Annotated in this window: 10 protein-coding genes and 2 tRNA genes; 3 read left to right on the top strand and 9 right to left on the bottom strand. The window is 54.5% G+C overall.

Annotation, left to right across the window (positions count from 1 at the left end):
• Nucleotides 1-161: 161 nt before the first annotated feature.
• The 8 genes from B3Z17_RS03460 to B3Z17_RS03425 all read right to left on the bottom strand — a co-directional run bounded on the left by B3Z17_RS03460 (nt 162) and on the right by B3Z17_RS03425 (nt 9,181).
• Nucleotides 162-437 (bottom strand): HU family DNA-binding protein, encoded by a 276-nt coding sequence (locus B3Z17_RS03460; RefSeq protein WP_068305989.1) that lies wholly within the window; start codon nt 435-437, stop codon nt 162-164.
• 161 nt (nt 438-598) lie between these two features.
• Nucleotides 599-3,016: an endopeptidase La gene (gene lon / locus B3Z17_RS03455; RefSeq protein WP_068305987.1), complete on the bottom strand. Its 2,418-nt coding sequence runs from the start codon at nt 3,014-3,016 to the stop codon at nt 599-601.
• Between the two features lie 182 nt (nt 3,017-3,198).
• On the bottom strand, nt 3,199-4,467 hold the full coding sequence (gene clpX / locus B3Z17_RS03450) for an ATP-dependent Clp protease ATP-binding subunit ClpX (RefSeq protein ID WP_068305984.1): 1,269 nt from the start codon (nt 4,465-4,467) through the stop codon (nt 3,199-3,201).
• A gap of 88 nt (nt 4,468-4,555) precedes the next feature.
• Nucleotides 4,556-5,185 carry an ATP-dependent Clp endopeptidase proteolytic subunit ClpP gene (clpP, locus tag B3Z17_RS03445; protein WP_068305979.1) on the bottom strand — a complete coding sequence of 210 codons (630 nt, stop codon included), beginning with the start codon at nt 5,183-5,185 and terminating at the stop codon, nt 4,556-4,558.
• Between the two features lie 253 nt (nt 5,186-5,438).
• Nucleotides 5,439-7,001: a trigger factor gene (tig, locus tag B3Z17_RS03440; RefSeq protein WP_068305977.1), complete on the bottom strand. Its 1,563-nt coding sequence runs from the start codon at nt 6,999-7,001 to the stop codon at nt 5,439-5,441.
• A gap of 49 nt (nt 7,002-7,050) precedes the next feature.
• Nucleotides 7,051-7,135: transfer RNA gene (locus B3Z17_RS03435), tRNA-Leu, on the bottom strand.
• Between the two features lie 132 nt (nt 7,136-7,267).
• Nucleotides 7,268-8,761 carry an NAD(P)H-hydrate dehydratase gene (locus B3Z17_RS03430; RefSeq protein ID WP_286828558.1) on the bottom strand — a complete coding sequence of 498 codons (1,494 nt, stop codon included), beginning with the start codon at nt 8,759-8,761 and terminating at the stop codon, nt 7,268-7,270.
• A gap of 343 nt (nt 8,762-9,104) precedes the next feature.
• Nucleotides 9,105-9,181 (bottom strand) — tRNA-His (locus B3Z17_RS03425).
• Between the two features lie 276 nt (nt 9,182-9,457).
• Here B3Z17_RS03425 and B3Z17_RS03420 point away from each other — a divergent pair.
• The 3 genes from B3Z17_RS03420 (at nt 9,458) to B3Z17_RS03410 (ending at nt 12,025) form a co-directional block, all read left to right on the top strand.
• Nucleotides 9,458-9,796, top strand: a complete 339-nt coding sequence (locus tag B3Z17_RS03420; RefSeq protein ID WP_068149449.1) for a P-II family nitrogen regulator — start codon at nt 9,458-9,460, stop codon at nt 9,794-9,796.
• Nucleotides 9,797-9,893: 97 nt separating this feature from the next.
• Nucleotides 9,894-11,318 carry a type I glutamate--ammonia ligase gene (gene glnA / locus B3Z17_RS03415; RefSeq protein ID WP_068307105.1) on the top strand — a complete coding sequence of 475 codons (1,425 nt, stop codon included), beginning with the start codon at nt 9,894-9,896 and terminating at the stop codon, nt 11,316-11,318.
• A 170-nt stretch (nt 11,319-11,488) separates the two neighbouring features.
• Nucleotides 11,489-12,025, top strand: coding sequence for a hypothetical protein (locus B3Z17_RS03410; protein ID WP_068305975.1), 537 nt, complete (start codon nt 11,489-11,491; stop codon nt 12,023-12,025).
• A gap of 154 nt (nt 12,026-12,179) precedes the next feature.
• Here B3Z17_RS03410 and B3Z17_RS03405 read toward each other — a convergent pair whose 3' ends face one another.
• On the bottom strand, nt 12,180-12,443 hold the full coding sequence (locus tag B3Z17_RS03405) for a hypothetical protein (protein ID WP_068305972.1): 264 nt from the start codon (nt 12,441-12,443) through the stop codon (nt 12,180-12,182).
• Between the last annotated feature and the right edge of the window lie 86 nt (nt 12,444-12,529).

Genomic DNA, 12,529 nt, shown 5'->3' with positions numbered 1-12,529 from the left:
TACCAACTGAGCTAATCGCCCGTACCAGTGTGGTGAGCGCGCTTTTAAGATTAAACGGCGGCGCTGTCCACCCCTTTTTTTGCAATTTTTTAACAAGGCATAAAAAGAAAAACGGCCACGGAAAATCCGCAGCCGTTCTCTTTTCAAGTGTGCAAACAATATTACTTGTTTACAGCGTCCTTGAGACCCTTGCCAGCCTTGAATTTAGGCTGTTTGGAAGCAGGGATGTCGATTTCTTCGCCCGTGCGTGGGTTGCGGCCTTTAGTAGCAGCACGTTGTGCTACTGCGAAAGTACCGAAGCCTACAAGACGAACTTCGCCACCACCGGACAGAGCGCCGGAAATGGAGTCAAATACAGCGTCTACTGCTTTACCAGCATCAGCTTTGGACAGGTCAGCTGCTTCCGCAACCTTTGCGATCAGATCATTTTTATTCAAGGTATCCCCCTCTGAGTTGAAGAGTTTGATTTCGTTATTAGTTCCGAAATGCGAATGCAGTTTAGGCACGGCTAAATCCGCTTGTCAAAGCAAAAAACCGCAGAAAACTGCGGTTTTGAGCTTTTTTTTCCTTGAAATTTATCGAATTCGGTTCAAAGGAGCTAATGAGTCGTCAATTCTGCCTCATCTGCACCGTCCCCAGAGCTCACTTCCTTGAGCTCTGACTCGTCCGGCCAGTCGATTGGCTCCATCGGGCCTGCAAGGGCATGCTCGAGAACTTCGTCAACATTAGAAACTGCAACGATTTCAAGGCCTTTGGTCACATTGTCCGGGATTTCCACCAGGTCTTTCTCGTTATCTTTCGGGATCAGAACCTTGGTGATTCCGCCGCGCAGCGCTGCCAAAAGCTTCTCCTTGAGGCCGCCGATCGGCAGCACACGACCGCGAAGTGTCACTTCACCAGTCATGGCAATATCTTTCCGGACAGCGATTCCCGTCAGCACAGAAACAATGCTTGTGCACATGGCGACACCCGCAGATGGGCCATCTTTTGGCGTTGCGCCCTCCGGCACGTGGATGTGAATGTCCTTTTTCTCGAACACATTCGGGTGAATTCCGAATTCCACGCAGCGGGACTGCACATAAGAACGGGCCGCCTGGATCGATTCTTTCATCACTTCGCCAAGCTTACCGGTCTGTTTGATCTGGCCCTTGCCTGCAACAGTGACAGCTTCGATCGCCAGCAGTTCCCCGCCAACTTCGGTCCATGCCAAACCAGTGGTCAGACCAACCTGATCTTCTTCCTCCGCCTGGCCGTAGCGATATTTCTTAACGCCAGCATACTGGCTGAGGTTACGGGACGTCAGCGCAACCTTGTCGCGCGAGCCTTCAACAATTTCTTTCACAGCCTTACGGGCCAGCTTGGCAATTTCGCGCTCCAGGCTCCGGACACCGGCTTCGCGGGTGTAGTAGCGCACCACATCTTTGAGCGCACCGTCAGAGATGGACCACTCGCCCTTCTTAAGGCCATGATCCTTCAGCTGTTTCGGAATCAGGTGACGGCGAGCAATCTCTACCTTCTCTTCCTCGGTGTAGCCCGAGAGATGGATGATTTCCATCCGGTCCAAGAGCGGACGCGGCATGCGAAGCGAGTTGGCCGTGGTGACGAACATCACGTTCGACAGGTCATAGTCCACTTCAAGATAGTGGTCGTTGAACTTGCTGTTCTGCTCTGGGTCCAGCACTTCAAGAAGCGCAGACGCTGGGTCACCCCGGAAGTCCTGGCCCATCTTATCGATCTCATCAAAGAGAAACAGTGGATTCGTGGTCCCGGCCTTCTTCATCGACTGCATCACCTTACCAGGCATGGAGCCGATATAGGTGCGGCGGTGACCGCGAATCTCTGCCTCGTCGCGCACGCCGCCGAGCGAGAATCGAACGAACTCGCGCCCTGTGGCCTTGGCGATGGACTTGCCAAGCGAGGTTTTACCAACACCCGGAGGGCCAACAAGACACAGAATCGGGCCTTTGATCTTTTTCGCACGCTGCTGCACAGCAAGATATTCGACGATTCGCTCTTTGACCTTCTCCAGGCCATAGTGGTCAGTATCCAGAACCTTCTGCGCGAGCTTGATGTCTTTCTTCACGCGGCTCTTTTTGCCCCATGGAATCGTCAGCATCCAATCGAGGAAATTCCGCACCACAGTGGCTTCAGCGGACATCGGGCTCATGGACTTCAGCTTCTTGAGCTCCGCCAGGCACTTTTCCTTGGCTTCCTTCGTCAGCTTGGTCTTGGCGATTCGGTCTTCCAGTTCCTGGATTTCCTCACGCCCGTCGTCGCCCTCACCCAGTTCCTTCTGGATCGCCTTGAGCTGCTCGTTCAGATAATATTCGCGCTGGGTCTTTTCCATCTGGCGCTTCACGCGGCCACGAATCTTCTTCTCAACCTGCAGGACACCAATCTCACCTTCCATGAAGCTGAAGATGCGCTCGAGGCGCTGCGCCACAGAAACGGTGGCCAGCAGGTCCTGCTTGTCGTCGATCTTCAGCGCCAGGTGGCTCGCCACCGTGTCGGCCAGCTTGCTGGCTTCATCAATCTGATTGACGGTTACAAGCACTTCTGCCGGGATTTTCTTGTTCAGCTTCACATATTGTTCGAACTGGGCGATCACCGACCGGCTGAGCGCTTCAATTTCCGAATCGTCTTCTTCGCCGTCGGCCATAAGTTCTGCGTTGGCTTCGAAATAATCATCGTCGCGAACGAATTCCTTGATGGTGGCCCGGTTGAAGCCTTCCACCAGCACCTTGACCGTGCCGTCCGGCAGCTTCAGCAGCTGAAGCACGCTGGCAACTGTACCGACCTCGAACACATCCTTGGTTTTCGGGTCGTCCTCACCAGCTTCTTTCTGGGCAACCAGCAGAATCTGCTTGTCCTTTGCCATCACTTCTTCGAGCGCCCGAACGGACTTATCGCGGCCAACAAAAAGCGGCACGATCATATGTGGGAAAACCACAATGTCCCTCAGGGGCAGAACGGGCAAAGTGACAATGTTTGACGTGGTTTCGGCGGATTCGGACATAGGAAAAACTTCCAGAACTAAAATGAGCGACTTGATCGACCTGATTTTAGGCCATTTCCATCAAGACAAGAAAGGAAAAGAGGTCGAAAAACGAGTTTAGGGCCAAATTTGTGCCCTTCACCATAAAAAATAAGGGCTGAAACATTCGTTTCAACCCTTATTCACACAATATAATCTGTTTTCTAAGCCGGCTGACCAGCCTCGTCGCGGCGATCAGCGTAAATCATCAAAGGACTCGACTTGCCGTCGACCACTTCGCCGTTGATCACGATCTCTTCAACACCCTCAAGGCTCGGCAGGTCGAACATGGTATCCAGAAGCGTGTCTTCCATGATGGACCGCAGGCCCCGCGCGCCGGTTTTGCGCTCAATTGCCTTCTTGGCAACGGCAAACAATGCGTCTTCAGAGAAGGTCAGCTTCACGTCTTCCATATCGAACAGGCACTGATACTGCTTCAGAAGGGCGTTTTTCGGTTCTGACAGGATCTGAACCAAAGCACCCTCGTCCAGGTCCTCCAGCGTCGCGATCACAGGCAGACGGCCCACGAACTCGGGGATCAGGCCAAACTTCAGCAGGTCCTCAGGCTCGGTTTCCTTGAACAGTTCGCCGGCACTGCGGTCGTCCGGTGAATTCACCGTCGCGCCAAAGCCGATGGACTTGCCTTGAAGGCGGTTCGCGATCACACGGTCAAGGCCTGCAAAGGCACCGCCACAGATGAACAGGATGTTTGTGGTGTCAACCTGCAGGAATTCCTGCTGCGGATGCTTACGGCCGCCCTGTGGCGGAACGCTGGCAACCGTGCCTTCCATGATTTTCAGCAGTGCCTGCTGGACACCTTCGCCCGACACGTCGCGCGTGATGGACGGGTTGTCTGACTTGCGGCTGATCTTGTCGACCTCATCAATATAGACGATGCCGCGCTGGGCGCGCTCGACGTTATAATCAGCCGATTGCAGCAGCTTCAGGATGATGTTTTCCACGTCCTCGCCCACGTAACCGGCTTCGGTCAGCGTCGTGGCGTCAGCCATGGTGAACGGTACGTCCAGAATACGCGCCAGCGTCTGGGCAAGAAGTGTCTTACCGCAGCCGGTTGGCCCAACAAGCAGGATGTTCGACTTGGCCAGCTCCACTTCAGGCGCGGAGGAGTTGGCGTGATTGAGGCGCTTATAGTGGTTGTGCACCGCAACTGAAAGCACCTTCTTGGCGCCAGCCTGCCCGATGACATAATCATTGAGGACCTCGAGAATCTCCAGCGGCGACGGCACGCCGTCGGTGCCCTTGGAAAGCGCGCCTTTGCTCTCTTCCTTGATGATGTCGTTACACAACTCTACGCACTCATCGCAAATAAAGACCGTAGGCCCTGCGATCAGCTTCCTGACCTCGTGCTGGCTCTTGCCGCAAAAGGAACAATAGAGCGTGTTTTTCGAATCGCTGTTACTCAAATCTGTCACCGCTATAAACTCGTTTCTTGCTATCGTAGACCGGTTAAAATGGCTCGTACACCCAAAATTCAAGAAATTTACAGGCTACCAGCCGGTCTTATTTCTCGTCGGTCTCTTCGCGGCTGGTATATACCTCATCGATCAATCCGAACTTCTTGGCCTCATGTGCGTCCATGAAGTTGTCGCGATCCATCGCCGCTTCGATTTTGTCCAGCTTTTGGCCGGTATGTTTTACATATATATTATTCAAACGTTCACGAAGCTTTAAAATCTCGCGCGCCTGAATTTCGATATCCGCAGCCTGACCACGCGCACCGCCAGAAGGCTGGTGCACCATGATGCGGGCATTTGGCAGCGCATAGCGCATGCCAGGCTCCCCAGCGGCCAGCAAAAGTGACCCCATCGAGCAAGCCTGACCAATACAAATCGTCGCCACCTTTGGCTTGATATACTGCATCGTGTCATACATCGCGAGACCCGACGTCACCACACCGCCTGGCGAATTGATATAGAAGGAAATATCCTTCTTCGGATTTTCCGCCTCGAGGAACAGAAGCTGCGCCACAATCAGGCTGGAAATCTGATCATTCACATCGCCGGTCAGGAAAATGATGCGTTCCTTGAGAAGCCGCGAATAAATGTCATACGACCGTTCGCCCCGGTTGGTTTGCTCAACAACCATCGGTACGAGGGCATCTCTGATAGGTTCCATCAAATCATCGCGCATTAGGCACTCCAAATGTTGTCCTGAGTGGCCCCAGATAGCTGCCGAAGTATCTGGCAGGCTGTTGATCAGGGCTTTTTGTTATCGATCTTTTGTGAAGCTGTAGCAAACCCAAGTCGGCTCGGGCAAGGAAATACGAAACAGTTCCTGCAATTAGATAGGCCTTCAGCAGGGCAATTAAAGAGGGGCATTAAAAAAGGGGCCCGGAAGCCCCTTTTTCATCGGCACCTGAGTGCCGTTATTCTGTGTCGTCAGCCTATTTCTTGGCAGCTGGCTTTTTCGCAGCAGCTTTCTTAGGCGCAGCTTTCTTCGCAGGGGCTTTTTTCGCCGCTGCCTTCTTCGCTGGAGCTTTCTTTTCTGCGTCGTCTTTCTTCGCGGCAGCCTTCTTAGGCGCAGCTTTCTTCGCAGGCGCCTTTTTCGCAGCAGCTTTCTTCTTAGGAGCAGCCTTTTTGCCCTTGGTTGGGTTGGCTTCTTCTTCGTCGATCGCGCGAACAGCGGCTTCAAGTTCATCACGGGAAACGGACTTTTCAGTCACGTCAGCCATTTCTAGAACGAAGTCGACAACTTTTTCTTCGAAGATCGGTGCACGCAGCTGAGCGCGGGCTTCTTCATTCTTCTGGTAGAATTCGAAGACCTGAGCTTCTTGACCCGGGAAGCGGCGCGCTTCCTCGATGATCTTGCGGTTAACTTCTTCCTGGTTCACCTGGATGTTGTTCTTCACACCCAGCTCGGAAAGCAGCAAGCCAAGGCGCACGCGGCGCTCGGCAATAGCGCGGAACTCAGCAGCTTCTGCTTCGTCTTCCGGGCCATCCTGACCTTCGAAGTCTTCAGCTTTGGCTTCACCGCTCATGACGGCGTCGCGCTTGATCTGTTCCCAGATCTGGCGGAATTCCATGTCAACCATGCCGGCAGGCACGTCGAACGTATATTCATCAGCCAGGGCGTCCAGGAGGCCACGCTTCATGTGAGCGCGGGTCAGGCTGTTGTTGTCAGCAGCCAGTTGGCCTTTCACGGATTCCTTGAGAGACGCGAGGTCCTCAAAGCCCATGCCTTTTGCCATGTCTTCGTCAACCTTGGCTTCAGCAGGCTTGCGAACTTCTTTCACCGTTACAGCGAATTCAGCTTCCTTGCCGGCAAGGTCAGCAGCCTGATATTGCTCAGGGAAAGAAACCTTGACGGTCTTTTCTTCGCCAGCCTTGGAGCCAACAAGCTGCTCTTCAAAGCCAGGGATGAACATGCCGGAGCCCAGCTCAAGCTGGAAGTCTTCGCCCTTGCCGCCGTCGAACTCAACGCCGTCGATGGAACCAACATAGTCGATCAATACGGCATCGCCTTCACCAGCTTTGGTGGTCTTGGCGGCTTTCTTGAAAGTCTTCTGCTGGGCAGCGATTTTCTCGCAGAACTCGTCAACGGTCTTGTCGTCAACTTCAGCAACCCAACGCTCAAGCGCTGGTGCTTTGAAATCGTCCACGGAAATTTCCGGCAGGATTTCGACCTTCAGCGTGTAAGCGAGGTCTTTGCCGTCTTCATATTCGTCCATGTCCACTTCTGGGCGGGTCGCTGGGCGAATGTTCTTGTCTTCAAAGAGCTTTGTAGACGTTTCCTGCATGGTCTCAGAGAGGACCTGCCCTTTGGCACGCTCGCCGTGCATACGCTTCAGAAGCGACAGTGGGGCTTTACCAGGGCGGAAACCCTTGATTTTTGCAGTGGCACGGAATTCGTCCAGGATCGCGTCCAAGCGGTCGTCCAGCTCTTTCGCTGCTACGACAATCTTGTACTCGCGCTTCAGTCCTTCATTCAGCAGTTCTTCGATCTGCATGGGTCTTCCAACTCTCTTTTTCTTTATCCGGAACCGGATTTCCTGAAGGTGGTGCGGGCGGAGGGACTTGAACCCCCACGTCCGAAGACACCAGAACCTAAATCTGGCGCGTCTACCAATTTCGCCACGCCCGCGCTACCTTCGGAAACACTTGAAAAACCGCGCTGAACGCGACCTCTCCGGTTTCATTAAAACGTGAATTTGACGGGCTTATAACAGGCGCACTGCGGAGTACAAGTATTTTTGTACGCCGAGCCCAATTTTTCCTATAGCAAAACCTGCGGCAAAGCGGTCACCAGGTCGGATGCAATCAGCCCCCTGCCCGCCTTCATCGCGGCCTCGCCGTGCAGCCACACGCCCGCAGACGCGGCTTCAAAAGGCGGCATGCCCTGGGCCATCAGCCCCGCAATTACGCCAGACAGCACGTCACCTGTTCCCGCAACAGACAGCCAGGCGGGGGCGTTCGCAGCAATTGAGACCCGCCCGTCGGGTGCGGCCACAATCGTGGATACACCCTTCAATACAATCAGGCATTTGGACGAAACTGCCGCCGACCGCGCAGCGGCAACCTTGTTGGTCTCCTTGGAAAGCCCAGGGAACAAGCGGGCAAATTCGCCTTCATGCGGTGTCAGCACCACATCGTCCGTGCCTTCCTGAGCAAAGATATCCAGGCGCCCAACCAGGCTCGTGAGCGCGTCTGCATCCAGCACCATGGCCTTGTCGCGGCGCGCCACATCATGGACCAGCTCAGCCGTCTTTTCACCCACGCCCGCACCAGGCCCAAGCAGGATGGTGTTGATCCGGGTGTCCGCCATGATGCCTAAGAACCCAAAGGCACTGTCAAAGCGGCGAACCATCACGTCGGTCAGGGCGGTCGCCTGTATATTATAGGTCTCTGAGGGGGCGGCCAGCGTAACCAGCCCTGCCCCAACCCTGAGCCCCGCCGTTGCCGCCAGCCGGCAAGCCCCCAGTGTGGGCTCCTTGCCCCCGAGGACCAGCAGATGGCCGCGATGATATTTGTGCGTTTCCGGCCCGGGGAAAGGATAGCTGCTGCCCCAGAGCGACGGCGTATTTTCAAACAGCGTCGGCTTGATGGCATCAAGGCTTCGGCTGGAAATGCCAATGTCAGCGGCATGGATATGCTCCACGCCACCACACAGAAAACGGCCCGGCGCAACAATGTGCCCGGGCTTTTTGGTAAAGAAAGTAACCGTCATGTCAGCCTGGAAGCATGGGCCTGTCGGAATACCCGAATCGCCGTCGAGGCCACTCGGCATATCAACCGCCACCCGGAATGCATCAAGCGCGTTCACCGCCTCGATCACTTCGGCCAACTCGCCTTCGATCGCGCGGGTCAGTCCGGTGCCGAAAAGCGCATCCACAACAACCGTGGCGCCCTTGAGGCGTTTGGTGTCAATCGGCCCCACACCGCCCTGCCAGCGCCGCGCCATGATGGCCGCGTCGCCCTTGAGGTCCCGCGTTTCAACCGACATCATTACCCGAACCGGGTAACCCCATTCGTCCAGATACCGGGCCGCCACAAACCCATCGCCGCCGTTGTTGCCAGGACCACACAAGATCAAAATCTCGCCCCCGGCCTCAAGCGGTGTGCCAATATAATCAACAATGACCTCAGCAACGGCCTTGCCCGCGGCCTCCATCAATGTGAGGCCGTTGGTGCCATTCTTCAGCGCCCAGGCGTCAGCCTGCCTGGACTCCTCGGGCGTCAATAGAATGTGGGTGTTGCCACTGGTCTGCACTGTCTTAAGCTCCCCCTCAGGAATCGACGCAGTGTAACACCTGCCGTAAAAAAGTCCTTCGGCTTTGCCTCAGTGTACTTTTTTCCGATTCCAGATCGAAAAACCGGACCTTGAAGCTGTTCTGCGGTCCAGTTTTGCTTGTCCGCTCAGAAATCCACCTCCCCGGTGGATTTCACAAGCGAAAAATTGAAAGCAAAGCGCAGAGCCGCCTCAAGCTTTGATTTCGCAACATAAAAACTGATGAAAAGTACACCGAGCACAAGCGAGGGACTTTTCGTCATCGGGGCGCAGTGTAGCAAAAGAAAAAAGCCCCGGAAGGGGCTTCTTTAAAAAAACTTCAGAGTGGGGCGAGTGACCGGGATCGAACCGGCGACTTCCAGTACCACAAACTGGCGCTCTAACCAACTGAGCTACACCCGCCATCTCTGAATGTGGGCGCTTGTTTATGCGCAAGCTCCCGTCGCGTCAAGTAGGAAGTTTGGCATTTTTTTAGGCGCTTCACAAATTCCTTAAATCAGGTCGTGCCCGACGACTGACCAAAGCTCAAGCATCTGCACAAAATTTAGGCACGTTATCGCACAAAGAACGGTCAACCTCTTTGACCTATTGAAAAAAACCGCAGGATTCCGCGACAGGAAAAACTGGCACGAACCGTGCGTAATAAGCGGCAATAACCATAACAAACGGTACCAGGAAATGAAGAAGATCGAAGCAATTATCAAACCCTTCAAGCTCGATGAAGTGAAGGAAGCCCTTCACGAAGTCGGGATCTCGGGGATCACGGTCACGGAAGCCAAAGGTTTTGGACGCCAGAAAGGCCACACCGAACTTTATCGGGGTGCCGAATATGTCGTCGACTTCGTTCCGAAGGTGAAAGTGGAAGTGGTAGTGGATTCAGCAGACGCAGAGCGTGCTGTTGAAGCAATCAAGAATGCCGCCCACACCGGGCGCATCGGTGACGGCAAGATTTTTGTCAGCGCCGTTGAAGAGGCAATCCGCATCCGTACCGGCGAAACCGGTAAGGACGCTATCTAGGCACAGGCCACCCTGCCCTGCAGGGTTGCCGAACAATTCAGCCGGGGCGGAATCCCCGGGCTATATACAGTCGTTTAAATCGAAGGGAAAAATGGAAATGTCCAACTATACCGATCTGAGCGTTGAAGACTTTCTCGGTCTGGTCAAAGAAAAGAACGCGGAATGGATCGATCTGCGTTTTACGGATCCTAAAGGCAAGTGGCAGCATCTGACGATGGCTGCGGACGTCGTTGACGAGGACATGCTGAGCGAAGGCTTCATGTTCGACGGTTCGTCCATTTCCGGCTGGAAAGCGATCAACGAATCCGACATGATCCTGAAGCCTGACCTCTCCCGCGTTACGTTCGACCCCTTCACGGCTGACGTGACTGCGATTGTCTTCTGCGACATTCTGGAGCCATCAACAGGCCAGCCATACGACCGTGACCCACGCTCCACTGCCAAGAAAGCAGAAGAGTATGTGAAGTTCTCCGGCGTTGGTGACACAGCCTTCTTCGGCCCAGAGCCTGAGTTCTTCGTCTTTGACGACGTGAAATTCAACAGCGGCTACCGCGGCGCGATGTATTCCATCGACGACGTTGAAGGCCCGTATAACAGCGACAAGACTTTCGAAGAAGGCAACTATGGCCACCGTCCAGCAGTAAAAGGCGGCTACTTCCCTGTTGCACCAGTCGACAGCTGTGTCGACCTTCGTGGCGACATGGTGAAGATCGCCAAGGAAATGGGCCTGAAGATGGACAAGCACCACCACGAGGTGGCCGCTTCCCAGCACGAGCTTGGCATGATGTTCTCCACCCTCGTGGACACGGCCGACAACGTACAGGTTTACAAGTATGCAGTTCACCAGGTTGCCCACTCTTACGGCAAAACCGCGACCTTCATGCCAAAGCCAGTGGCCCAGGACAACGGCTCTGGTATGCACGTACACCAGTCAATCTGGAAAGACGGTAAGCCTCTGTTCGCGGGCTCCGGTTATGCTGACCTGTCTGAAACCGCGCTTTACTATATCGGCGGCATCATCAAGCACGCGAAAGCGATCAACGCCTTCTCCAACCCATCCACCAACAGCTACAAGCGTCTGGTGCCTGGCTTCGAAGCGCCTGTTCTGCTGGCCTACTCCGCGCGCAACCGCTCGGCTTCCTGCCGTATTCCTTACGGCACGAGCCCGAAAGCAAAACGCGTTGAGATCCGCTTCCCTGATGCGACGGCCAACCCTTACCTCGCGTTCGCTGCCATGCTGATGGCTGGCCTCGACGGTATCGAGAACAAGATCCACCCTGGCGACGCCATGGACAAAGATCTGTACGCACTGCCTGCTGAAGAACTGCTCGGCGTTCCAACGGTTGCAAGCTCGCTTCGCGAAGCGCTTGAAGCCCTCAACAACGACCGCGAGTTCCTCAAAAAGGGCGACGTGTTCACCGACGACCAGATCAGCGCCTACATTGAACTGAAGATGGAAGAAGTGAACCGCCTTGAGCTGGCTCCGCACCCAGTTGAGTTCGAAATGTACTATAGCGCGTAAGCCTATAGATCCATAGTTGCGTTAAAGGGGGCCATGCGCCCCCTTTTTCATTTTCCAAATATTTTTCTGGCTTTGTGGTTGTTTACGATTTAACAACCCGGTGCCTTTAAGGTTGGTTGTAAGCAAAACCGTGTTTTCATCGCGCAAGGGAAAATCAGGCAGCCTATCCGATGCAAATTGAATACACAAAAGAACAGACGGCACTTCGCCCCCTTCTTGCCAGTGCCAACATCAATCCTGAAACATTTCTAGCCACTGACTATCTCAACCACTTCAACGAGATTGTCATGCTGCTGGAGATGGTGCCGGATATGCCTGAGCTTGCGGAAGATGCCTTCGATTGGGCACCGAAAAGCTATGTCGAGCATTTCGAAGACAGCGGCTTTCAGGCAAAGGATCTGGCGATTGAAGCCTATGACCTCGCCCCCACCACCTTCAAGACGCCTTTCGAAGGCATCTGCGCTGAACTGGACAAGCTGATCATGTCCACCCTGAATGGCCTGCAAGCGACAAATGTGGTCGAGCGTGGCTTCACGCCGGCAGCCCAGCAGTTGATCCGGACGCGGATTGAAGCCGTCCAGGAACTGCTGATGAAGCTCAATCAGATCATCCACGGCAAATGGACTGTGCAGGACCAGCCAGACGTCGAAGAAAAAACCGACGAAAGCGCACAGACCCAGGAAGACATCGACAAACTGTTCGATTAGCCATCCCGGCCGCAACGCTCACCGCAGGGAACAGCCACTACAGCACCATCCATCGGTGCTGCATGGCTTCCAAACAAAATCGCCGGAATTTTAAGTAAGTTTCTGCCCTACCCCGGAATGAGGTTATGGGCAGCTATCTGTATGACCGCGACCATCAGGCCGCGGGCTTGAAATCCTCGCCGTCCTGCAGGACCGCAATTGAAACAACCTTCTTGATGTCAGGCCGCCCTTCACGGGACAAACTGACCAGGGGATAAGTGCTCGCCCCCACCTTGCTGATGCGCTCCACTACCCATACGGAAGCGCGGCTGTGTCGATGCTGGAATCGGTCCCCGATCGTCACCTCAGAAACTGATTCTCCGGTGGGTGCCGGGCTAAACATCCAATTAAAAAAGCCTTTTCGACTTTGACTGGCCATTCGCTCTCTCCAAAAGGCACACGGGTACCTCACAAAAGGTACATTCAAGGCCTTAAATAAGTTTTAAGCCAGCTTGAAACTTACAA

This window comes from Kordiimonas sp. UBA4487 (assembly GCF_002389025.1).
Taxonomy (GTDB): Bacteria; Pseudomonadota; Alphaproteobacteria; order Sphingomonadales; family Kordiimonadaceae; genus Kordiimonas; species Kordiimonas lacus.
This window is presented reverse-complemented; position numbering and strand designations above follow the sequence as displayed.

What these genes read in the sequence shown, in the direction of transcription:
- tig (WP_068305977.1), bottom strand. Translation starts at nt 7,001, where the DNA reads ATGCAGATCGAAGAACTGCTGAATGAAGGACTGAAGCGCGAGTACAAG.
- lon (WP_068305987.1), bottom strand. Translation starts at nt 3,016, where the DNA reads ATGTCCGAATCCGCCGAAACCACGTCAAACATTGTCACTTTGCCCGTT.
- glnA (WP_068307105.1), top strand. Translation starts at nt 9,894, where the DNA reads ATGTCCAACTATACCGATCTGAGCGTTGAAGACTTTCTCGGTCTGGTC.
- B3Z17_RS03405 (WP_068305972.1), bottom strand. Translation starts at nt 12,443, where the DNA reads ATGGCCAGTCAAAGTCGAAAAGGCTTTTTTAATTGGATGTTTAGCCCG.
- clpP (WP_068305979.1), bottom strand. Translation starts at nt 5,185, where the DNA reads ATGCGCGATGATTTGATGGAACCTATCAGAGATGCCCTCGTACCGATG.
- B3Z17_RS03420 (WP_068149449.1), top strand. Translation starts at nt 9,458, where the DNA reads ATGAAGAAGATCGAAGCAATTATCAAACCCTTCAAGCTCGATGAAGTG.
- B3Z17_RS03410 (WP_068305975.1), top strand. Translation starts at nt 11,489, where the DNA reads ATGCAAATTGAATACACAAAAGAACAGACGGCACTTCGCCCCCTTCTT.